This window comes from Massilia pinisoli, from assembly GCF_024753285.1.
GTDB classification, from domain to species: domain Bacteria; phylum Pseudomonadota; class Gammaproteobacteria; order Burkholderiales; family Burkholderiaceae_D; genus Telluria; species Telluria pinisoli.
This window is the reverse complement of the sequence record NZ_JANUGW010000011.1, coordinates 155,201-176,789: the sequence shown is the minus strand read 5'-3', so window position 1 is coordinate 176,789 and position 21,589 is coordinate 155,201. Positions and strand designations below refer to the sequence as shown.

Below are 21,589 nucleotides of genomic sequence, written 5' to 3'. Positions count from 1 at the left end.
ATGAGCATCATCGCTTCGATGGCAGCATTCGCCCTCGCCACCTCGATCACGCCCGGCCCCGTCAACGTCGTCGCCCTCGGCAGCGGCGCCCGCCACGGGTTCGCCGGGACCCTCGCGCACGTCACGGGCGCGACGGCCGGCTTCTGCCTGCTGCTCGTGCTGGCCGGCCTCGGACTCCATGAAATCGTCGATGCGTGGCCGCAGGTGACGGCCGTCGTGCGCTGGGCCGGCGTCGTCTTCCTGCTGACCATCGCCTGGAAGCTGGCCGCCGATGCGGGCGAGCTTGGCGCCGGACCGTCACCGGCGCGGCCGTCGTTGCTGCAGGGCGCCGCGATGCAATGGCTGAGTCCCAAGGCCTGGCTTGCCGCGCTGGCCGGCATGGGCACGTACGCGGCCGCCGGCGATGCGACCGCCGTCTGGCTGTTCGCCGCCATCTACTTCGTCGTGTGCTGGGTGTCCGTCGCCGCCTGGGCGTGGGCCGGCAGCCGCCTGCAGGCGCACCTGCGCGCGCCGCGCCGCGTCCGCGTCTTCAACCGCGCGATGGCGGGCATGCTCGTGATGAGCGTTATCTACCTGGCGGCCGCGTAGCGGTCAGTCGCGGTATTGGCCGGGTGTGGCCGCGGTCATGCGCTTGAACACGCGCTGGAAATGGGCCTGGTCGGCAAAGCCGACGTCCAGTGCGACCTCGGCGAGCGACGCCCCGTCGCGCAGCCGCGCCTTAGCGTACTGGATACGGCGGTTCGTCTGGTATTCGTGCGGTGCGACGCCGTAGCGCTTCTTGAACGCGCGGATCAGGTAGGAGCCGGACAGTTGCGCCGCATCGCACAGGTCTTGCAGCGGCAGCGGCTGAGCGAAATGCGCGTCGATGTAGTCGGCGACCCGTTCGACCTTTTCTGCACCTGCGCGCTGCTGTCCCGGTGCGAGGGCACCGTCCAGCAATGCGACGAAATCGACGACGGCAGCCTCGCGTTCGGCCACGCTGCGCTGCGCATCGGCGAGCAGCGCGAACAGCTGCACGCCCGCATCGACCACGTGCGGCGCACGCAGCGCGGGCACGTCGTACGGTCGGAACGCGGCATCGGCCGTGCCGCGCAGGCTTGCCTGCACTCGTCCCAGCCAGGTCGGATCGATATAAAACATCACATACGACCAGGGCGCGTCGGGTACCGGATTGCAGCCGTGGACGTCGCCGGGATTGATGACGACGACCGCTCCGGCTTCGACGATTTCCGCGTGCTCCCCGTTGACGTAGGTACTGCGGCCGCCCGTGATGACGCCGATGGAGTGCGTCTCGTGCCAGTGCCGCCCGTAGTGCAGCCCGCGCCCCTCCGGGACGTGGCGCGCTTCGATGAACGGCAAGGCGGGGTCGCGCCAGAAGGTCTGTTGCGCGGACTGTTGGACGGTTCGGGGCATGGACGCATTCTATGCGAAAAAAAAGCGCCCCGCAGGGCGCAAAGTGCCGAAACGGCCAATCCGGTTCACGCGCGCCACGCGTGCGCGAACGCCCGCGCACGCGCCGCGAGATCGTCGAGCGCCACGCCGGGCGCGAACAACTGACTACCGATCCCGGCCCCCGTGGCCCCCGCCGCCTTCCACGCGGGAAGCTGCTCGGGCGTCACGCCGCCCACGGGCCACAGCGGGGTCCCGGCGGGCAGCACGGATTTCATGGCCTTGAGGCCCGCGGGGCCGATGGACTCGGCCGGGAACAGCTTCAATGCGTGCGCGCCCGCGTCCAGCGCGGCGAAGGCTTCCGTGGGCGTGGCGACGCCGGGCGCGCACAGCATGCCCGCCGCGCGCGCGTGCGCGATCGCCTGCGGGTTGCAGTTGGGCGCGACGAACAGCCGGCCGCCCGCCTGCGCGACGGCATCGACGTCCGCCACGCTCAGCATCGTGCCGCCGCCGATGATGGCGTCCGCAGGGGCCATGTCGACGAGGATGCGGATGGCGTCGAGCGCGCCCGGCCGGTTCAGCGGCACTTCGAGGAGGCGCCAGCCCGCATCGAACAGCACACGGCCGACGGCCGCGGCGTCGTTCGGATCGAGGCCGCGCAGGATGGCGACGAGAGGCAGGTCGGGCAAGGCGATGGTCATGATGGGATGCGATCGAGGAAGCGCGCCAGCGCGGCGCAATAGACGCGGTCGGGGTCAAGCGAATCGAGGGTCATGCCGAAGTGTTCGGCCGCGCGCACGTAGCGGTCGCGCAGCGCGGGCGAGCCGATGCTGGTGAGCGGCGCGCCGTCGACGCGGCCGCAGGCGACGAATTCCGTCCCGATGAGCAGGCCGCTGACAAAGGAACGCGCTTGCGCAGCCGGCATGGCGCCCGTCACGACGCGGGCGCGCACACCGAACAGCGTATTCGACAGCGGTGCGCCGCGGCGCGCGTCGTCGAGGCCCGCGACGAACGCGGCATCGTCGTCGACGTCGTCGGCCATCAACGGCGCCAGCGTGCCTTGCCTGGACAGCGTCGCGAACAACTCGCCCGTCATGAATGTGGCGATGCGGCGGATGACGCCCTCCTCCACGCGCACCCACTTGCTGTGCGTGCCCGGCAGGATGAACCAGCCGTCGCGCCGGCCCAGCGCCACGGCGCCAAGCAACTGCGTCTCTTCGCCGCGCATCACGTCGACGTCGGCGCCGCGCTGGGCATAGCCGGGCACAAGCCAGCACGGGCGGCCCGCACGCGGGTCGTCGACGCGCACGAGCCGGTCCGGCAGCGCATCGAGCGGCACGGCGATGTCGAGGTAAGGCACTTCGCGCCAGCCCTGGGCGCTGCCGATCATGCCGGAGGCGACGGCCGGAACGTCCGCACCGACGTGCAACGCGTCCGCCAGCGTCGCGAACGAGCCCGCGAAATCGGGACGCGCGGCCAGCATGCCCTGGTCGTCCGCGCGCGTGGCCAGGCAGGTGCCGGTCGCATCGACGAGGTAGGCGCGGCGGTTGCTCGTGCCCCAGTCGATGCCGAGCAGGCGGTTCAACGTGGCGGGTGCGGACGTGTTCATGACGTCATGCTACCCGCTCGGCGCCGCGGCCGCCCATCGCGTGTGCGCGTGCTGCTATCCCGATTTGATATACGTGACGCGCGCCGTCGGCTTCGGGCGCGTGGCCGTCTCGCGCAGTGCGCCCAGCATCGCTTCCGCGGCCGGCGACAACTGGTGATGCCGGCGCGTGATGATGCCGTAGACGTCCATGCGCAGGTTCAGCTCGTACGGCAGCACGGCCAGCAGGCCGCTGTCGAGATAAGGCTTGACGAGTTCCACGGACATCGGCGCGACCATGTCGCTGGCGAGCAGCAGCGATGTCTGGACGGGCAACTCGGCCGTCGACACCATCTCGGCCGGTTGCTCCAGGCCTTGCGTGAGGAACAGCGACGCGATCCGGTCGCGCACCATGCTGCCCGCGGGCGGCACGATCCACGCCTGGCGCGCCAGGTCGGCCAGGTCCAGGCCGCGCGCGCCCAGCAGCGGGTGGCCCGCGCGCACGATCAGGCAGTGCGGTTCGTCGGTGATGGGCTCGAAGTGGAATTCGTCGGCGATGGACCCATCGACGACGCGGCCGATGACGATGTCCAGGTCGCCCGCGCGCAGGTGCTCGACGAGCTGCTTGCTGCTGTTGACTTCGATGGACACGTTCAGGCGCGCGTGCCGCGTCTTGAGCAAGGTGACGGCCGCGGGCACGAGCGTCGTCGACGGCGTGAGGATCGCGCCGACGGCCACGCGCCCGCGCAGGCCGGACATCAGTTCCATCACTTCCTGGTAGGCGGCGTCCATCTCCGCCAGCGACGCGCCGGCGCGGCGGATCAGCACCTTGCCGTACCACGTGGGCTCGACGCCGCGCGGCAGGCGCTCGAACAGCGTGACGCCCAGCGCGTGTTCCAGTTCACCGAGCAGCTTGGAGGCGGCCGGCTGCGTCAGGTTCGCGGCCTGCGCGGCCTGCATGATCGATCCGTGCCGGCCCAGTTCCACGAGCAGCACGAGGTGGCGCGTCTTCAGATAGGCGCGGACGAAACGGTCGGAGCGTGGATCGGACATGGCGGTGCGGCGTGGGCCTTAAAAGTTTCCACAATGATAGTTGCCCATTCGGCCAGGGTCAAACGCCGGGTGGTTGTGTCGTATCCGGAATAACACTTAGTGTCTCTGACAACAGCGTTCCCGGATGATACTTTCCGTTATTGAGCGGAAACCGAAGGGCAAATTCGAATCGTTACGCTGCGTCAGCCGCAAGCGCCGAGCCGGCAATCACCCGAACATACGCCGGTCGTACTGCCATTTCTTCAGCTTGACGACGCCGATCTGCGACGCATCCGGGTGCGCCGGGTTGACCAGCACGTTGAAATCGTCGGGCACGATCACCGAAGGAACGATCATCAGCGCGCTGGCGTTCTCCCTCAGCCAGTTGTCGCCTTCATCCAGGCTGACCATCCCCTCCGGGACCGCGTCCCATCCCACTGGCGGGTTCCTGCAGTCGCGCGCATCCTGCCACACGGCGTCGGGGACGTCGAACCGCACGAGGTACCGATTCAGAGGCAAACCTCCGATTTTGATGTGAACGAATGTCTCCAGGACCGCCAGCGAAATGTTCGTCGCGGTGTACAACATCGCGTTGCCCTGGCGGTTCCATCGTCCTCCAGTTGCCTTGGCGCCAGCGCCCGTGACGTCGTCGGCGGTGTAATTTCGGGTATCGCTTGCGATCCGCCACAGATGGATCACGCGTATGCCCCCGACTGCATCATCGCAAGAATCCGCGACACCATCTCTTGTCCTTCGATGGTGTCCATGTAATCCGCGGGCCGCGCGCCGCCCAGCGCCGGAAGCGGACGCTCCATCCACTCCGTCAACCATTTTCCGGCGTCGAAATCAGCAATCGCCTCGGGGTCGCCCGATTCCGCCAGCATCGTCTCCACTTGGCCGATCAGCTTAGCCATCCCCACCACCTTCGCACTTTCCTCGGGCGTAAGCGCCTGATGCCGAGCGGCCTTGCGGTTGACGGTCGCAGTCGGAATCCTGAGCATGCCGTAAACGCGTTCCTTCGGCACACTCAGCCCGGCGGCGAAATGTTTGAAGTCGTCGGCAGGCACGCCATTACGGATGAGGTCAATGCGTGCGGCCGGTGCCGATCGAAAGACCTCGCGAAAATCCTGCCATTGAAGCGTGGGTGCGCTTGTCGCCGGACCACCCTTGCGCGTCGGGCCGGTGTCGACCGTCACCATTCCAGCCGTGCCAGCTGGCTTTCCGGCGAGCCCCGACAACGGATCACGCGCTTTCGCGACGGTGCGTCCTTTGGCTTTGCTTACGGCTCGTGTCATGGTTTACGCTCCTATGAGCGTCCAGTATAGCTCATTTGATCGGGCCAGACCCTCTCGCCCGGCTCGGGGGTTGTCGGGATTTGAACGACGACTTCGGTCCTTCCCGCTCGGTCATTGGTCTCCCCACACAGGCGAGCTCGGCCCATCGAAAGGCGACAGGTTGAGGCAGTATTTAACAGTCAATCCATGCGCCGTCGGATACACGAGATGCTTGATCGAGTGGACCGTGTAACGCCGAGGGCGCTCCGGCGACGCGATGACGCCGACGCCGTCCAGGCGGTTCCAGCCGATGTCGTCGAAACGCTCGCCGACGGCGACCGGGTGAAAAGGCGAGTCGGATTCGAATGAAGCGATCGGCTTGTGTGCGCCGGAGGTATCGCACAGGTCAAGGACGTATCGGGTTGGCATATCCATCCACTATTTCAGAGCGATAAGGATGTCATCCTGCCATCGAAGAGTTTCCCGAGCAATAGCGTAATGACTGGTCGGCCGGAAGAGTTGGATGTCTTACCGAATGTAGTCCACCGCCTGCCCTGGCTCCGCATAGCCGAAAACGCGATAGCCGGATGGCGTCGTCTCCCCGGGAACGTGGATGCGAATGAGTTCTGCAACGACGGCGACTCGCTGCTCATCGGTATCGACGGCGATCTCTGCCCAGTGTATGGGTGCATAGTCGCCGCTGCGGAAGTGGTAGAACCACTCTCCGTCCCAGTCGGACAGGTGGCTGTTTTCGACATCGAGCGTGCGCCAACGGGGCTTAAGTGCTTGCAGGCCATGCATGGCGCAGCGCAGCTCGTCCCATTTGGTATCGTTCATCAAAGGGTGCTTATCAATCCCCATGATCGGCTCCCAATCGCTCAACACGGTGGCTCACTGTGAAATCCAAGGTAGAGCGCTTTTAATGGATCGGGCATTCGTGTCCAATACAGCCGTGCACGCGTCGGCGACACCTGCCAGAACAGGTTTTCCACGAACGAGACGTCGATGCAATTGCGGACTTCGTCACTACCCGTCATGAACCGGTCGCGCATGTAATCGAAGATCGAGCCGGCAATATCCAGGCGCGTGCCCTTTCGCATATTCTCGTTGAGCATGTCGGCAAGCGAGTGAAACCACATATACGCGTCCTCGTCTGCCACGTCCCAAGTCTGCCGATGTACCTTGTCTGTCTGCGCGAGTATGCTCGGGAAGCGCTCTCGTGTCTCGCGGTAAAACTGCACGATTGGGTCCATTGTCAGGGTACATACACCATGTAGACGGTCACGAGATATCCGGAACCGGCTTCCGATACGTGAACCTCCAGCACGAGGTCGCTCCGCCCTTCCTCCTCGGTCCAGAGATCGATGAGGGCATCCCAGTGATCGCCCATCCAGATGCATACGGACGTATCCCACGAAGTTGGTGGTAATTCGACGAGCTTGGCGCCATAGTCCTGAATGTACTCGCGCACCTGCTCCGCAGTTTCCTCGGATATCGGAGCAACGCCGGATATCCCCTCTTTGAGGAGGTAGTCTTCCCTCGCGAATGCATCGGCGATGCTTTTCAGGATCGGTCGCCACGCAGACGGTATCGGCCCCTCTTTGTCGGGGTCTTTGGTTACCGGGACTGGATTTTCACGCACGGCACGCCCCATCAGGAAAAATTAAAATCCGCCGCATAGCCGCGGAAAAGCCGCCACGCCCGGTCTTCGTCGACCGAATACGACAAGCACTCCCCGGGGAAGCGGTCCTGCGCCTGCCGCACGAACGCATCGGCGTCGAACAGCGGATCGATATAAATGTAGTAGGTCCGCTTTCCGGCGAACGTCTCGATCAACGCGATCACGCCATTCACTTCGTCGCAGAACGGCGACGTGAGGCTCTCGTCGAACGATTCGAGGGAGGCGTTGTAATCGCTCCGGGGCAGACCGTTTTCTTTGACATGCTTCAGCACGTGGGTGACGGTTAATAATCGGGGATACCTGGACTGGAGCGTCGCAAACTCCGCAACCTTGACGTCCGGGCGCCGGAAATAGATCGGGAAGCCTTCGTACTCGGCGTTGGCGGTCAACCAGAGCCGGTTCAGCGTCATTCGTCGTCCTCGTCCGCATCGAGCGGCTTCTCCCAACGCTCCCAATCCTCGCCGATGGCTGGACGACACGCGCTCCACCCGCGCGGGAGATCTGCGATATCCGACAACGTGGCATCCCGCTCGTAGACACAACCGAGGCACACCAGTACGGGCTCGCCCGGGTCGTGGGTCGTGGCGTCCAAGAACTGCCAATCGCCGTCGTGGTCATGCGAGACCCGGAGGACGGGAAAATGCTCGTATGCGACCTTGCCCGTGCAGTATGAGACAGTGTCCGCACCGTCCGGGAAAGGCCAGGTATCGAAATGATGGGTGTGTTCGGCCATGTGCGCGCAAGAAGTGGCGGGTTAAACGGCGTCGACACCAAGTGTAGGCGCAGAGTTGCACAAAAGCAAGTTGCCGCGCGCCCGCAGCTTGTCAATCGTGATACACCTGGCTCCGCCCGCCATCCACCAGCAGATCCGTCGCATTCACGAACCTCGCCTCGTCGCTAGCCAGGAACAGGGCCGCATTGGCGACGTCGACGGGTTCGCCGATCCAGCCGCACGGCAGCAGCGCAGCCTGGCGGCGACGTTCCGCATCCGGATCGGGGAAGCCGGCCAGCCATGCCTCGATGCGTTCCGTCAGGATCAGGCCGGGCGAGATCGAATTCACGCGGATGCCTCGCGCCGCATATTCCACGCCCAGCGATCGCGTGAGGCCGATCAGCCCGTGCTTCGCGACGGGATACGGAAAACAACCTTTGATGACCTTGTGGCCATGCACGGATGCGATGTTGACGATGCTGCCGGCACCGCGCGCCAGCATCGCGGGCAGCACCGCGCGGCATGCGTTCCACGCGCCTTCGAGGTCGAGCGACAGGCAGCGCCGCCAGCCCTCGGTATCCAGCTCGAGCGGGTCGGCGAACACGTTGACGCCGGCATTGTTGACGAGGATGTCGATCCGGCCGAAGCGCTCCAAGGTCAGCGCGGCCAGCCGCTCCATCGCCGCGCCGTCCGTGATGTCGGCCTGTACGAACAGGCTGTTCGCGCCGCCGAGCGCCTCGCGCAGCGCCTGTGCGGACGCGTCGTCGACGTGGCTGTTGATCACCACACGCGCGCCCTCGGCCGCGAAGCGGCGCGCCACGGCCGCGCCAATGCCCATGGTGGAACCGGTGACGATCGCCACCTTCCCTTCGAGTCTTCCGTTCATCGCTTCCTGTCGTCCCCGGCTTTGTATATTTTATATACCGTGCATCGTACACCAGGGCCCGACAGGTCTACCACTCCGCGATGCTGCCGTCCGCGTGGCGCCAGACGGGATTGCGCCAGTCCGGCGCCGCGCGACTTGCCTCGATCACGCGTTCCTCGTCGATCTCGACGCCGAGGCCCGGCTTGGTCAGCGGGCGGATCCAGCCGCCGCTCAGGCGGAAGTCATCCTTGTTCTTCACATAGTCCAGCAGGTCGGCACCCTGGTTGTAGTGGATGCCCATGCTCTGCTCCTGCAGCACGGCGTTGTGAGCGACGAAATCGACGTGCAGGCACGACGCCAGCGCCACCGGCCCAAGCGGGCAATGAGGCGCGAGCGCGACGTCGTGCGCCTCGGCCATCGCGGCGATCTTGACGCACTCCGTGATGCCGCCCGCGTGCGACAAGTCGGGCTGCACGATGGCCAGCCCGCCGCGATTGAACACGCGCTTGAAGTCGAAGCGCGAGTACATGCGCTCGCCGGCCGCGAGCGGGATCGACGTCGCGTCGGACAGCGTCCGGTAGTACTCGTCCTGCTCCGCCAGCACGGGCTCTTCGACGAACAGGGGACGATACGGCTCCAGCTCGCGCAACAGCACCTTCGCCATCGGCGCGGACACGCGGCCGTGGAAGTCGACGCCGAACTCGATCTCGTAGCCGAACTTCGCGCGCACCTCGGCCACGCGCGCGACGGCCTGGTCGACCTTGCGCGCGTTGTCGACGATGCCCAGTTCCTCGGTGCCGTTCATCTTGAACGTGTCGAACCCTGCCTCGCGCAGCGCGGCGATGCCGGCGATGAGTTCCGCGGGACGGTCGCCGCCCACCCAGCTGTACGTCTTCATGCGGTCGCGCACGAGGCCGCCCAGCAGCTCGTACACGGGCTGGCCCAGCACCTTGCCCTTGATGTCCCACAGCGCCTGGTCGATACCGGCGATGGCACTCATCAGGATCGGCCCGCCCCGATAGAAGCCGGCGCGGTACATCGTCTGCCACAGGTCGTTGATCCGCGCCGGGTCGCGGCCGACGAGGTAGTCGGACAGCTCGTGGACGGCCGCTTCGACGGTGCGCGCGCGCCCCTCGATGACGGGTTCGCCCCAGCCGGTGACGCCCTCGTCGGTCTCGATCTTCAGCAGCATCCAGCGCGGCGGGACGCGGTAGGTGGTGAGTCGCGTGATTTTCATGGGGGCCAGTGTAGCCCCGGTCGGCGCGATTCAAGCATTCGCAATCGTGGGCGATCTATACGGTTACGATATAGACACCCCAAGCCGACGCCATGTTACGACTTGCTCAAGGCTGTACGTGATACCACGCAAGCGTAGGCGTGCCCTGAGAGCTGCAACCCGTCAAATGGATCGACACGCTCTTTCCGCTCATGGCGGCGGCTAGCAGTGTCGAGTCGGTCCGGCGCCCGGTCACCGTGTTGCCGTCGTCGAACCTGAATTGATTCGTCGGCGCGCCGGGGCAGCCGAGGGACGCACCGAAAGCGGCGCCGTCCAATGCGACGAAGCAGGTGCCGCCAACGTGGTGGCAGCCGATATCGACGATCTTTCTCCACCCTGTCTCCTCGTCCGCGTGGGCGCTGAAACTGCTCAACAGCGCGAACGTCGCGACCGCGCAGGTGATAAGGCGTTTGATGGTGTTCACTGTGGGCTCCGATCTATCGAGTTGAATGGAGGCAACAATGTTCAATTGTAAAACTGTCATTTCATTTCGTCATCACGTGGAATGTGAAATCCAACATGACTGGAAGTCAACATTGCGCTAACATGCCGGCTGATTGAAACTTAAACTGTCCGCATGCCCGAAGACACTTTTACCGTCCGACATCCACCCGACCCGGATCGCGCCGCCGGAACCCCCTGCTGGTCCGGGCATCGCCGCCCATGAATCGTGCTCGAGAAGCCAGGCCAGACGCACAGGCGCACGGGCGGCAACTGCCTTTGGTCGTCGATTTGAATCACACGTTGATTCGCACGCATTTGTTATGGGAAGCGCTGGCGCTCTTTATTCGCGCCCGTTTCCTGGAGCTATGGCGTATTCCAATCTGGCTGTTGGCGGGCAGGTCAGCATTCCAACGGCACTTGGCGCATGCGGCCATGCCTGCAGCGGCCACGCTCCCTTACGACCACGAACTGCTGGCTTTTCTTCACGACGAGCGCCGCGCGGGCCGCAGGGTCGTGCTGCTGACGGACATTCAAAGCAGCTTTGCCGCCAGCATTGCCGCGCACGTGGGGCTGTTCGACCGAATTGTCGCGCCGGATCGCGGAGACATCTCGGGAACCCATGCCAAGGCAAAACTCATGCTCGATGCGTACGGGGACCGAGGGTTCGACTATATCGGCTATCACAAGCGCGACCATGTGCTCTGGCGGCACAGCCGTCTGGCCTACTCGGTCGCCCGGCAACCCATCCACATCGGCAACGGGCGCTTCACCACGCCCATCGGCGCAGTGCGCGGCGGCAGGATCGCTGCATTGTTCAAGACCTTGCGCCCGCGCCAGTGGTTGAAGAACCTGCTGGTTTGCATGCCAATGCTTGCGGGCCACCAGATATCGGCCGTCACCGCACTGCAGTCGCTGTTGGCCTTTGCCGCATTCTCGCTCTGTGCATCGAGTGCTTATTTGCTCAACGATACGCTCGACGTCGCCGACGATCGGATGCACCCGACCAAGCGGCACCGGCCGATCGCCGCCGGGACGCTGCCGATCGCCGTCGCACTCGGCTGCAGCCTGTTGCTGGCCGTGGCGTCGCTGCTGCTGTGCGCAGCGGTCAGTCGGACGTTGCTGGCCGTGCTCACCGTCTATTTCGTCGCGACCGTGCTCTATTCGCTGTACCTGAAGCGCATGCTCGCAGTCGACGTCGTGACGCTGGCCATCTTGTACAGCATGCGCATCCTTGCCGGCGGTGCAGTCACCGGCATCGCACCTTCGTTTTGGCTGCTGGCGTTTTCCTTCTTTATTTTCCTCAGCCTGGCGCTGCTCAAGCGTCATAGCGAGCTGGAAAACCTCGAGCGATCAGGTGCCGACAAGACGGCCGGCCGCGGCTACACGGTCGCCGACAAGGGACCGATCGGCATCATGGGCATCAACAGCGCATTCCTGTCCGTCCTCGTCTTCATCCTGTACGTCGAATCGCAGAACGCCCTGATCCAATACAAGTCACCGATATGGCTGGCAGGCATCGTGCCGCTGCTCGTCTTCTGGCTGAGCCGTCTCTGGATCCTGTCCTACCGCGGCCGGGTCGACGACGACCCGGTCCTGTACGTCAGTCGCGATCGCGTCAGCCTCGCCCTGTTTGCGCTCTGCTTCGTACTGACGGTCGCCGCCACCTGATCACACCGAGTGCGATGGCGTGCGGCGGGGCAACCCGGTGCAGACCGCGAACGGCACCAGGAAAGGAAAGAGTCCCCAGATCAGCCGGCCCTCCACACGTACGCTGAGCGCGGCATAACACTGGGGGAGCGCCATGAGCAAAAGCAGGGTCGTCAGTGGCCGCAGCCGGGGCGGCGCGGCGCGCCATCCAACGATCGCGAGCGGCACCACGACGCAGGCTGTGGCGGCAAGGGACGCAAGCGAGCGGACGTCGCGTACGGCGGCATGGACCCTGTCCCAGCTGGGCACCCAGGTATAGCTGGGAAGCCCGGCAATCAGCCACCAGCGCACGGCGACCAGCCAGCCGCCGGCAGCGGCCACGAAAGCCAGTCCCGGCAGCACGGCGATCCGGCGCGTCGCGACGAGCCAAACGAGGAGGAGGATGTTCTCCTCGCGTACCGCCGTCCCGGCCAATCCCGCCACGGCGGCCAGCCATGGCTGCCCCGACAGCACGGCGAGAACGAATGCGGCCCGCGCGCACACCGAACCTGGATCGACGAGCAGATAGGGCGCGTACCAAAAGGTCGGAAAGGAAACGATCATCAGCAGGCCCGCCGCCACCGCGCGCCGCCGGCTCAGGCCCGCCCGCGACACCGCGGCAGCCATGAAGCAGGCCCCCGCGACGACCAGCAACCAGTTGAGCGTCGCAAAGCCGTTCCGCAAGTCGCCAGGGAGCGCCGCCGCCACGGCGGGCACCAGCAAGCGATATGGGAACGGCGCACGCAGCTGTTCCAACGGAATCTCGCCGCGAAGATACCGCGCCGTATCGAAATACGCTTGCGAATCCTCGATCGTGCCGCCCCACCGCAACCACATTACCGCCAGCGCGAGAACGGCGAAGCCGACAACGAGTACAAGCCAATAGGTGCGGCCCTCCTCCCGGGAGGACAGTGGTGTCGCGACGTTATGCATGCGAAGGAATGTTAAATCGCGAATAATACCGCCACTACAAAAAGGTGTCCATGCGCCACGCCGACAGGCCGTGGCGGCGGCGTCATGCATGGATTCGCAATCGTGACTTGGCTATTCCGATAAGATATGGCAAGGCGAAGATTGTCGTAATATGGGCCGGGCAATCCGCTCGCAAGGAGACAGGATGGACGCTTCCTGCACCACCGAAATCCAAACCCTCGAACGACAATGGATGCAGGCCTGGGTCGACAACGACCTCGCCACCTGCGCGGCCATCCTTGCGGACGACTTCCTGCTCGCGAGCGCACGCGGTGTCCTCATGCCCAAGGACGCCTGGCTTGCCAACGAAGGCAGCGTGTTCAAATGCACATCATTCGAGTGGATTGAGCTCGTCGTGCGGCCGTTCGGCGATGTCGCGGTCGTCCACGGGCGGTCGCGGCAGCAAGCGAGCGTCGCCGAGCAGGACTGGAGCGGCGTGTTCCTGACGACGGACGTCTGGGTCCGCCGCGGCAATGGCTGGCGGGTGGTGGCCCGTCACGGTACGGGCCCGCTACCGGGCTGAGCGCCGCCGTCAGATCTTGAACTCGTCCAGCGACCTGCCGCTCGCAAGCGCCTCCGCGATCCAGCGCGGCTGGCGGCCCCGCCCCGTCCACGTCTGGCCGCTGTCGGCCGGATTGCGATAGCGCGGTACTGCCTTCGCGATCAGGGCGTCCAGCGGGATGCCCGCGTCGGCCGCCAGCGCGTGGATGCGGGCACGGGCGTGTTCGCGTTCGTCGCGCGCGCGTCGCTTGATTTCCTGCTCGATTTCGAATTGCAAGCCTTTTAATTCGGCGAGGTCATAACCGGTGAGATCGAAGCGCGCCATGGGTCGATGTCCTTTTGGCAGGAAGGGAACGGAGCGCCCATTCTACTATGACAAGGCCGCATGGATATGTGAACTGCAACGTAGTCGGCGCGCCACAATCTGTCACACAGTTCGACTTTCTGTAGAGAATTCCGTGTACGATGCCCACTGGACGCCGGCCCCGATTCCCGGCAGCGTCCCTCCTGCGGCCCTTGCCTCGCCGCCGTTCACCCGCCGGGAACGGCCTTGCTGATGACCTCGACGATTTCCGAAACCAAACGCCTCGCGGCCCTGGCCGCACTGGACTTGCTCGATACCCTGCCGGAGCCCCGCTTCGACCGTTACACGCGCCTGGCCGCGATGACGTTCGGCGTGCCGATCGCCCTGATCACGCTCGTGGACGAACAGCGCCAGTGGTTCAAGTCGCGCTGCGGCCTGGACGCCGACGAGACGCCCCGCGCCATCGCCTTTTGCAGCCAGGCCATCGCGCAGCGCGACATGCTCGTCGTCGAGGATGCCGCCGCTGATCCGCGCTTCGCCGACAACCCGCTCGTCAAGGGCGACCCGCACATCCGCTTCTACGCCGGACAACCCGTGTTTTGCGACGGCCACGCCGTGGGCACGCTGTGCATCGTCGACCGCAATCCGCGCAGCTTCGATGCCCGGCAACGGCAAAGCCTGCGCGACCTCGCCGACCTCGTCGAGGCGGAACTGAACCAGGCGCGCGTGGCGACGGCGCGCGTGATGGCCGAGCAGGCCCTCAAATCGCTCAACGCGGAACTCGAACAGCGCGTGGCGCAGCGCACGGCCGAGCTGGAAGCCCGTCTCGCCCAGCTGTCCGCGGAAGCCGCGCAGCGCAAGGCCGCCGAGCTGTCGCTGCGCGACGCCGAGGCGTGGAACCGCACGATCGTCGCGACGTCGTACAGCGCGTTCGTCGGCGCCGACGCGGATGGCCGCATCATGGAATGGAACGCGGCCGCGGAGCGGATATTCGGCTGGAACCGCGCCGAAGCGCTCGGCCGGCCGCTGGCGGAGCTGATCGTACCGGAAGAACTGCGCGCCGCGCACACTGCCGGCATGGCCCGCTACCTGGCGACGGGCGCGAGCAACGTCGTCGATCGCCAGGTCGAACTGCCCGCGCTGACCGCGAGCGGGCGCCGCATCACCGTCGAGATGAAGGTCGGCGCCTACGAATGGCAGGGCCGGCGCTGCGTGGGCGCGTTCCTCGACGACGTGTCCGAGCGCAACTGCACGCGCCAGCAGCTCGAGGAAAAGCAGGAACTGCTGGACGCCGTGCTGGAATCGATCGACGTGGCCGTCGTCGCCTGCGACGCGGACGGCAACCTCAGCTTGTTCAACAAGAAGGCGCGCATGCTGCATGGCCTGGACCGTGAGTGCGTCAAGTCGCCCGACTGGTCCAGGCATTACTCGCTGTACGAGGCGGACGGCCACACGCCGCTGTCACCCGCCGACGTGCCGCTGGCACGCGTGCTGCGCGGTGAAGTCGTGCGCGAGCAGGCGATGAGCGTCGCGCCGGCGGGCCGCGCACCCGTCACCTTGCTGGCGAGCGGCCGTCCGCTGAAGAGCAGCAGCGGCCGCGCACTCGGCGCCGTCGTCGCGATGCACGACATCACGGAACGGAACGCCGCGCGCGAACAGCTCGAAGCGAGCGAGCGCCGCCTGCGCGCCGTCACGGAAAACCTGCCGGCCCTGATCGGCAAGGTGAACGCGGCCGGCAAGTTCGTGTTCCTGAACGGGCGCGCCATCCAGTTCTACGGCAAGGAGCCCGAGGCCCTGATCGGCCACGACGTGCGCGACGCCTATTCCGAGCAGGAGTACGCGAAGCTGGAACCGCACCTGCGCCGCGTCCACGGCGGCGAGCGCAGCACGTTCGAGGACGTCGTCGACGTCGGCGGCCGCCGGCTGTACTACCAGTGCGTGTTCGTGCCGCAGCGCGCGCCGGACGGCACGCCGGACGGTTATTACGCGATGGCGTTCGACATGACGGCCCGCAAGCTGAGCGAACTGCGCCAGGCCGAGAGCGAAGAACGCCTGCGCACCATCACCGACAACGTGCCCGTGCTGATCGCCTACCTCGACGCGGACCGCCGCTACGCGTTCGCCAATGCCGTGCACGCGTCGTGGCTGGGCGTACGCCCGGACCACATGCTGGGCCTCACCGTCGAGGAAGCGTTCGGCCCCGCGTTCCACGCACCGCAGGCGAAGGCGCTCGAGCAGGCCTGGCTCGGCAATGCGTCGCAGTGCGAACACGAGGTCGTCCGCAAGAGCCACACGCGCATCGTCCACTCCACGTTCCTGCCGCAGCTGCGCGACGGCCGCGTGGTGGGCGTGTACATCCTGACGACCGACGCGACGGCGTCGCGCCTGCACGAGCGCAGCCTGCACGCGCTGGCGCACACCGACCCGCTCACGCAGCTGCCGAATCGCCGCCGCTTCGAGCAGGCGCTGGAGGGGGCGACGAGCCGCTCGCGCCAGGGCGACCGCGATTGCGCGCTGCTGTACCTGGACATCGACTTCTTCAAGCAGATCAACGACCGCTACGGCCACGCGACGGGTGACGACGTGCTCGTCGAGTTCGCGCGCCGCCTGCGCATGTCCGTACGCTCGACGGACCTCGTCGCCCGCCTCGCCGGCGACGAATTCACGGTACTGCTGCACGACGTGCGCAGCGAGGCCGACGCCGAACGCGTGGCCCGCAAGATCCTGGAAGCCGTCGCGGAACCGTTCGTGCTCGCCACCCACACGCTGAAAGTCGGCACGACGATCGGCGTGGGCCTGGCGTCCGCCGGAGCCCTGGACCCGCGCACCTTGATGGAGACGGCCGACCGCGCGCTGTACGCGGCCAAGAAAGCGGGACGCCACACGTACGCGATCCTGCACACGGGCGAATACGCCTGAGCGCAACCGCCCTCCCCGCTACATGTCGAGCCGGGTGTCGCGCCGCAGCATGTCCTGCAGCCCGTCCTGCGCGAGCGCGGCGCTGAAATAATACCCTTGCATCTGGTCGCAGTCGTGGTCGCGCAGGAACGTCAGCTGCTCGCGTGTCTCGACGCCCTCCGCGATCACCTGCAGCTGGAGGTTGTGGCCGAGCGCGATGATGGCGCGCGTGATCACGGCATGGCCGTTGTGCAGGTCGCCGCTGCCGCCGAGGAAGGAGCGGTCGATCTTGATGCAGTCCACCGGGAAGCGCTGCAGGTGGCTGAGGCTCGAATAGCCGGTGCCGAAATCGTCGATCGACAGGCGCACGCCCAGCAGCTTGAGTTGGGCCAGCGCCTCGCGCGCCTCTTCCGGGTGGTCCATCAGTTGGCTTTCCGTCACTTCCAGTTCCAGCCGCCCAGGGGCCACGTCATGCCGGGCCAGCGTCTCCGCGAGGCGGTTCACGAAGCGGCGCTGGCGCAGCTGGCGCGCGGACAGGTTCACGGCGATCACGAAATCGTCGATGCCCAGCGCGCCGAGCGCCCGCAGCGTGGCGCACGCTTCGTCGATCACCCAGTCGCCCAGCGGTACGATCAGGCCCGTCTGCTCGGCCACGGGGATGAACACGTCGGGCGGAATGATGCCGTCGACGGGGTGCTGCCAGCGCACGAGGGCTTCCGCGCCCACGACCTTGCCCGTGCGCAGGTCGACCTTCGGCTGGTAGCCGAGCACGAGTTCGCGGTTGCGGATCGCCCGGCTCAGGCTCGCTTCCAGCAGCAGGTGCTGGTGCACGACCTGGTTCAGCTCGTCCGAATAGAACTGCACGTTGTTACGTCCGAGGGTCTTCGCGTGGTACATGGCGGCATCGGCGGCGCGCATGATCTGGTCGACGTTGCGGCCGTCCTGCGGGAACAGGCCGACGCCGATGCTCGTGCCCGGCTGGATTTCCTTGCCGCCCACGACGATCGGTGCCGACACGCTCTGGCGGATCCGCTCGACGAGCATGCCCAGCTGGGCCAGGTCGGGCTGCTCGGCGATCACGAGCACGAATTCGTCGCCGCCAAGGCGCGCCACCGTGTCCTCCTCGCGCATGCTGGCGCGCAGGCGCAGGGCGATCTCGCGCAGCACGGCGTCGCCGGCCTCGTGGCCGAACGTGTCGTTGATGTGCTTGAAATTGTCGAGGTCGAGAAAGGCGAGCGCACCCTGCTTGCGGTGCGCGGTGGCGGCGTCGATGGCGGCCTTCAAGCGTTCCTGCAGCAGCGTGCGGTTGGCGAGGCCCGTGAGCGCGTCGTGATGCGCGAGGTGCTGCAGCCGGCGCTCGTAATGCTTGGCCTCGGTGACGTCGCTGATCACGCCGACGAAGTGCGTCACCTTGCCCTCCATGCTGGCGACCGGGTCGATGCGCAGGTCGTTCCAGAAGATCTCGCCGTTCTTGCGGCGGTTGCGCAGCACGGCGCGGACGCTTTGGTGCCGCGCCAGTGCGTCGTGGATCCGCTGCCGCTCGTCCACGTCGCAATCGTCGACGCGCATGAAGCGCGGGTTCTTGCCCTTGACCTCGGCCAGCGTATAGCCCGTGATCTGTTCGAACGCCGGGTTCACGTACTCGATCACGTTGTCCGCATCCTCGCAGCACGTGATGACGATGGCGTTGACGCTCGAGTACATCGCCCGCTCGCGCACGCGCAAGCCGTGTTCCGCTTCCTTGCGCGCAGTGATGTCCAGCCCGGTGCCGAACACGACGGGCAGGTTGCCGAGGTTCGTGCGCGCGCAATGGAACAGGAACGGCGTGCGTTTGCCGTGCCGCCCGATGAGGTCGGCCTCGTGCGACGACGTCCCCTCTTCGAACGCTTCCAGGATCTTTTGCACGATCTTCGCCTGCGCGGCCTCGTCGAAGAAATTCTTGACGTCATAGGTCGGCAATTCGTCGCTCGTCATCTCGAGCGCCTCTTCCAGCTGTTGATTCCACAGCAACAGGTGCCCGCTCTGGTCGATCACGTAGAACACGCACGGCAATTCCTCGATGATGTCGGCGATGGGCAGGTCCTGGATGAGCGCATAGCGCGTGGGCGCGAGGCCGGAGCGCGGCACGACGATCACGCTATATGTGCCGGGCTGGTCGGGATCGAGCGATTGCGGGGCCACCGTCACGCGAACGGGTACGCGGCGCCCGTCTGCACAGATCAGTTCGCCCGTCGAGTCGGCGTTGACCCGGTCCGCGACCCGGTTCACGGTGGCAGCGTCGTCGAACGCGATGATCGTGTCGAGCCCGCGATTGCGGATATCCGTCGCGCCATAGCCCGCCAGCTTCTCGCACGCACGGTTCCAGCTCGTGATGGACCCTGTCGCGTCGACGACGAATACGGCGAGGGGCAAAGGTGAAAGGTTCACGGGCTCCTCCTGAGAACCGGCCGGGCTTGCTTTGTATGGCGTCCGGCAGGAAAACATCATAGCGCAGTCATGAAAGCCGGGGCGCCGTATTTATCGTGCATGGCGCGGCGGCCGCCCTCTCCCTGGTGGCGCCTTTTGGGGGTGGTATGTTGCACATGTCGGTTAGTTGCAAATTATCCGGACAACAATGTGCCGCCGTGAACGGCACCGGGCGTGCATGCCGCGCCCGGCGCCCGTCCCGCTTCAGCGCGATGCCTGCGGCGCCAGCACCTCCGCACCCCCACACGCGTCGGCCTGCCCGCGCGCGGCGTTCGCCTGGTCGGCCGCGTCGTCAGGCACGGCATCCCGGCGCCGTAGCGCGTAGCGGTTCAGCCCCGCCATGTGGATGCGGCACAAATACTCTTCCCAGTCGATCAGCCGGGCGTCGACCGGGTACAGCCGGCGCGTCTCTTCCCCGCAACGCGCGGCCAGCGCCAGCAGGTTCGCGTTGTGGAAGCGGTAGCGCGGGTGCGCGTAGAAAGCGAACGTGACCGCCAAGGTGCGCGTCGTGCGCAGCTTTTCCATGGCGCGCGTCGACCCTGGCGCGCCGACGAGGCGCCGCAGGCCGTTCCACGCCGCCGCGCCGAGGCCCAACGCCCCCATCACGAAGCGGAACGTGCGCTCGCCCACGGTGCGGAAATCGTGCTTCGGCTCCGCGTGGAACAGGCGGTCGTACTTCTGCCAGTTGCGCTTCGATTCCGCCAGCAACAGGCGGATCAGTTCACCGAGCGCCAGCGGATTCGTCGACCCGCTGCAGCACTGGTAGATGCGCCGCCCCGGTCCAGAGGACAGCGCTTCCGCGCCCGCCAGGACGATGGCGTTGGCGACGAGGTCGACGGGGACGATGTCGATGATGCCGTCGCGGCCCGCGGGGAAGAAGCTCGTCTTGCCGCGCGCGTAGGCGAGGATGACGGCGTCCGCCACCTTGACGCCCTCGATCCAGCCGGGCGCCGGTTCGCGCAAGGTGCTTTCGATGATCGCGGGCCGCACGATCGTCAGCGTGCGCCCGTGCATGGCGCGCAGCGCGACCTGCTCTCCCAGCCATTTCGTGAACGTGTACGTGTCGTTCCAGCCGTAGCGCTGGGCCTGGGCGATGCCGAGGTCCGTCAGGCGGCGGCGCAGGCGTTCGGGATCGTCGTGGCGCGCCCGGACGCGCGCGATCTTGCGCTGCAGCGATTCGATCAGCGCGTCGACGTCGTACCAGCCGTCGCCGTGGCGCGGGATCGCGTCCTTCGCCGCGCCGGCCGGCGCCACGATCTCCTCGCGCATCTCGCCGCGGTTGTAGCCGTTCACGTAGCAGGTCGAGACGTGCACGAGCGGCGCGTCAGCCACGCGCGCGAACGCCGTCACGTGGCGCAGGCTGAGCGTGTTGATGGCCAAAGCTTCGTCGAGCGGCTCGCGGAAATCGACGCTGGCGGCCGCGTTCACGACGATGTCCACGCTCTCCGCCAGCGCCGCGAAGCGCGCAGCCGGGAGGCCGAACGCGGGCGCCGTGATCTCGCCCGTCACGCATTCCACGCGCTCGGCGAAGACGCGCTCCAGCCAGGCCGGCCGCACGGCGCGCAGGTGGTCGAATACGGACGATGCCGCGATCTCGCGCTCGAAGCGCGCGCGGGCGTCGCCGTGTTCGCCCGGACGGACGAGCAGCAGGATGCGCCCGAGGTCCGGCACGGTCCGCACGAGCTTTTCCAGCACGACCTTGGCGACGAAGCCCGTCGCGCCGGTGAGCAGAATGCGCTTGCCCGCGAAGGCGTCGCGCGCGTCCGGTACGGCCGCGGCCTCTGGGAAAGTTCCGGTCATTGAATGCGTCATGGTGTCTCCATTGTTGTGGGCCGGGATGCCTCGCGTCGGGCGAGGCGCCGGCGTGGTGGCGCGCTCGGGCAGCGGCAAAGCGCCGTCCCGGCATGCCCCGGCGGTTCGGTCATCGTTCGATGCTTGCGGTCGGACCCGTTGGCGTGCGCTGCGGCGCGCCGTCTCAGGCCGGGTCGCGGCCCGGGACCGCCCTGGCACCGGCGTCCGGCGGCTCGTGGCGCGCCGATGCGCCGGCCAGGCGGCCGGAGGTGAAAAAGCCGGCAGCCCCGTGTGGGTGACGGGAGCCGTCGACGCAGGCGGCGCGCCGTGGTGGGCGCTGCCCGGCGGGACGGCGGCGGGTGGATGCGGCGCCGCGCGGCGCGCCGGCCCCGTCGCGGGCCGGCCCGGCGGGCCTGTGGTGGTCTCTCATCGTTGCCCCTTCGGTCTTTCCGACCTTTGTTCTTGTACTGCGCGTCTCCTCGCGCCCGATCGTTGCAGGAACGTCAAGCAGTATTAGAGTAATGGAAAGCCTGGCGTTCCACGGGCCGGCGCCCTGTCCTTGCGAGCCAAAACACTGGCTTTGCGGGTCACACGCGTCAATACGGGCCCGCTCAACGCGCTGATTAAATGCGGGAGGCAGCCGCCCGTTCATTGACACTTGCGCCACCCGGAATCGATACTCGGCGGGCACGCTGTTCCCGATCCACGATCCC

The 21,589-nt window shown here is 66.5% G+C and carries 23 protein-coding genes; 4 read left to right on the top strand and 19 right to left on the bottom strand.

Going from position 1 to position 21,589, the window contains the following annotated elements; translation table 11 throughout:
• Positions 1-588, top strand: coding sequence for a LysE family translocator (locus NX784_RS16560; RefSeq protein ID WP_258817796.1), 588 nt, complete (start codon positions 1-3; stop codon positions 586-588).
• 3 nt (positions 589-591) lie between these two features.
• Here the strand turns inward: NX784_RS16560 and NX784_RS16555 are convergent, their stop codons facing one another.
• From NX784_RS16555 to NX784_RS16485, 15 genes are all read right to left on the bottom strand, one after another.
• Positions 592-1,413 carry a helix-turn-helix transcriptional regulator gene (locus NX784_RS16555; protein ID WP_258817795.1) on the bottom strand — a complete coding sequence of 274 codons (822 nt, stop codon included), beginning with the start codon at positions 1,411-1,413 and terminating at the stop codon, positions 592-594.
• A 65-nt stretch (positions 1,414-1,478) separates the two neighbouring features.
• Positions 1,479-2,090, bottom strand: a complete 612-nt coding sequence (locus tag NX784_RS16550) for a 2-dehydro-3-deoxy-6-phosphogalactonate aldolase (protein WP_258817794.1) — start codon at positions 2,088-2,090, stop codon at positions 1,479-1,481.
• Positions 2,087-2,998 carry a 2-dehydro-3-deoxygalactonokinase gene (locus NX784_RS16545; RefSeq protein WP_258817793.1) on the bottom strand — a complete coding sequence of 304 codons (912 nt, stop codon included), beginning with the start codon at positions 2,996-2,998 and terminating at the stop codon, positions 2,087-2,089. Before NX784_RS16545 ends, NX784_RS16550 begins: the two co-directional genes overlap by 4 nt.
• 54 nt (positions 2,999-3,052) lie before the next feature.
• On the bottom strand, positions 3,053-4,027 hold the full coding sequence (locus NX784_RS16540; protein WP_258817792.1) for a LysR substrate-binding domain-containing protein: 975 nt from the start codon (positions 4,025-4,027) through the stop codon (positions 3,053-3,055).
• Positions 4,028-4,234: 207 nt separating this feature from the next.
• Positions 4,235-4,705, bottom strand: a complete 471-nt coding sequence (locus NX784_RS16535; protein ID WP_258817791.1) for an RES family NAD+ phosphorylase — start codon at positions 4,703-4,705, stop codon at positions 4,235-4,237.
• Entirely contained in the window at positions 4,702-5,301 is a 600-nt protein-coding gene (locus tag NX784_RS16530; RefSeq protein WP_258817790.1) for an Xre family toxin-antitoxin system antitoxin, read from the bottom strand. Before NX784_RS16530 ends, NX784_RS16535 begins: the two co-directional genes overlap by 4 nt.
• A gap of 111 nt (positions 5,302-5,412) precedes the next feature.
• Positions 5,413-5,715 (bottom strand): hypothetical protein, encoded by a 303-nt coding sequence (locus tag NX784_RS16525; protein ID WP_258817789.1) that lies wholly within the window; start codon positions 5,713-5,715, stop codon positions 5,413-5,415.
• A 93-nt stretch (positions 5,716-5,808) separates the two neighbouring features.
• The gene (locus NX784_RS16520; RefSeq protein WP_258817788.1) at positions 5,809-6,117 is read right to left on the bottom strand and encodes a DUF6678 family protein; all 309 of its coding nucleotides are present in this window, start codon (positions 6,115-6,117) and stop codon (positions 5,809-5,811) included.
• A gap of 41 nt (positions 6,118-6,158) precedes the next feature.
• The gene (locus tag NX784_RS16515) at positions 6,159-6,521 is read right to left on the bottom strand and encodes a DUF7674 family protein (RefSeq protein ID WP_258817787.1); all 363 of its coding nucleotides are present in this window, start codon (positions 6,519-6,521) and stop codon (positions 6,159-6,161) included.
• Positions 6,522-6,535: 14 nt separating this feature from the next.
• Positions 6,536-6,922 carry a DUF7668 domain-containing protein gene (locus tag NX784_RS16510; RefSeq protein WP_258817786.1) on the bottom strand — a complete coding sequence of 129 codons (387 nt, stop codon included), beginning with the start codon at positions 6,920-6,922 and terminating at the stop codon, positions 6,536-6,538.
• A gap of 11 nt (positions 6,923-6,933) precedes the next feature.
• Positions 6,934-7,371: a DUF695 domain-containing protein gene (locus NX784_RS16505; RefSeq protein WP_258817785.1), complete on the bottom strand. Its 438-nt coding sequence runs from the start codon at positions 7,369-7,371 to the stop codon at positions 6,934-6,936.
• Positions 7,368-7,694, bottom strand: a complete 327-nt coding sequence (locus NX784_RS16500) for a hypothetical protein (protein WP_258817784.1) — start codon at positions 7,692-7,694, stop codon at positions 7,368-7,370. Before NX784_RS16500 ends, NX784_RS16505 begins: the two co-directional genes overlap by 4 nt.
• Positions 7,695-7,785: 91 nt before the next feature.
• Entirely contained in the window at positions 7,786-8,559 is a 774-nt protein-coding gene (locus NX784_RS16495) for an SDR family oxidoreductase (RefSeq protein WP_258817783.1), read from the bottom strand.
• A gap of 67 nt (positions 8,560-8,626) precedes the next feature.
• Positions 8,627-9,784: a galactonate dehydratase gene (gene dgoD / locus NX784_RS16490; RefSeq protein ID WP_307736017.1), complete on the bottom strand. Its 1,158-nt coding sequence runs from the start codon at positions 9,782-9,784 to the stop codon at positions 8,627-8,629.
• A 97-nt stretch (positions 9,785-9,881) separates the two neighbouring features.
• On the bottom strand, positions 9,882-10,238 hold the full coding sequence (locus NX784_RS16485; protein ID WP_258817781.1) for a hypothetical protein: 357 nt from the start codon (positions 10,236-10,238) through the stop codon (positions 9,882-9,884).
• Between the two features lie 239 nt (positions 10,239-10,477).
• Between NX784_RS16485 and NX784_RS16480 the strand changes: the two genes are divergently transcribed.
• Positions 10,478-11,926: a UbiA family prenyltransferase gene (locus tag NX784_RS16480; RefSeq protein WP_258817780.1), complete on the top strand. Its 1,449-nt coding sequence runs from the start codon at positions 10,478-10,480 to the stop codon at positions 11,924-11,926.
• Here the strand turns inward: NX784_RS16480 and NX784_RS16475 are convergent, their stop codons facing one another.
• Complete coding sequence (locus tag NX784_RS16475; protein WP_258817779.1) at positions 11,927-12,967, bottom strand: hypothetical protein; 1,041 nt, start codon at positions 12,965-12,967, stop codon at positions 11,927-11,929.
• 94 nt (positions 12,968-13,061) lie between these two features.
• Here NX784_RS16475 and NX784_RS16470 point away from each other — a divergent pair, with 94 nt between their 5' ends.
• Complete coding sequence (locus NX784_RS16470) at positions 13,062-13,439, top strand: nuclear transport factor 2 family protein (RefSeq protein ID WP_258817778.1); 378 nt, start codon at positions 13,062-13,064, stop codon at positions 13,437-13,439.
• 9 nt (positions 13,440-13,448) lie between these two features.
• Here NX784_RS16470 and NX784_RS16465 read toward each other — a convergent pair whose 3' ends face one another.
• Entirely contained in the window at positions 13,449-13,742 is a 294-nt protein-coding gene (locus NX784_RS16465; protein WP_258817777.1) for an H-NS histone family protein, read from the bottom strand.
• Between the two features lie 231 nt (positions 13,743-13,973).
• Here NX784_RS16465 and NX784_RS16460 point away from each other — a divergent pair, with 231 nt between their 5' ends.
• Positions 13,974-16,640, top strand: a complete 2,667-nt coding sequence (locus NX784_RS16460; RefSeq protein WP_258817776.1) for a PAS domain-containing protein — start codon at positions 13,974-13,976, stop codon at positions 16,638-16,640.
• A gap of 18 nt (positions 16,641-16,658) precedes the next feature.
• Here NX784_RS16460 and NX784_RS16455 read toward each other — a convergent pair whose 3' ends face one another.
• The gene (locus tag NX784_RS16455; RefSeq protein WP_258817775.1) at positions 16,659-19,046 is read right to left on the bottom strand and encodes a sensor domain-containing protein; all 2,388 of its coding nucleotides are present in this window, start codon (positions 19,044-19,046) and stop codon (positions 16,659-16,661) included.
• Between the two features lie 243 nt (positions 19,047-19,289).
• Complete coding sequence (locus tag NX784_RS16450; RefSeq protein WP_258817774.1) at positions 19,290-20,897, bottom strand: fatty acyl-CoA reductase; 1,608 nt, start codon at positions 20,895-20,897, stop codon at positions 19,290-19,292.
• Positions 20,898-21,589: the final 692 nt, after the last annotated feature.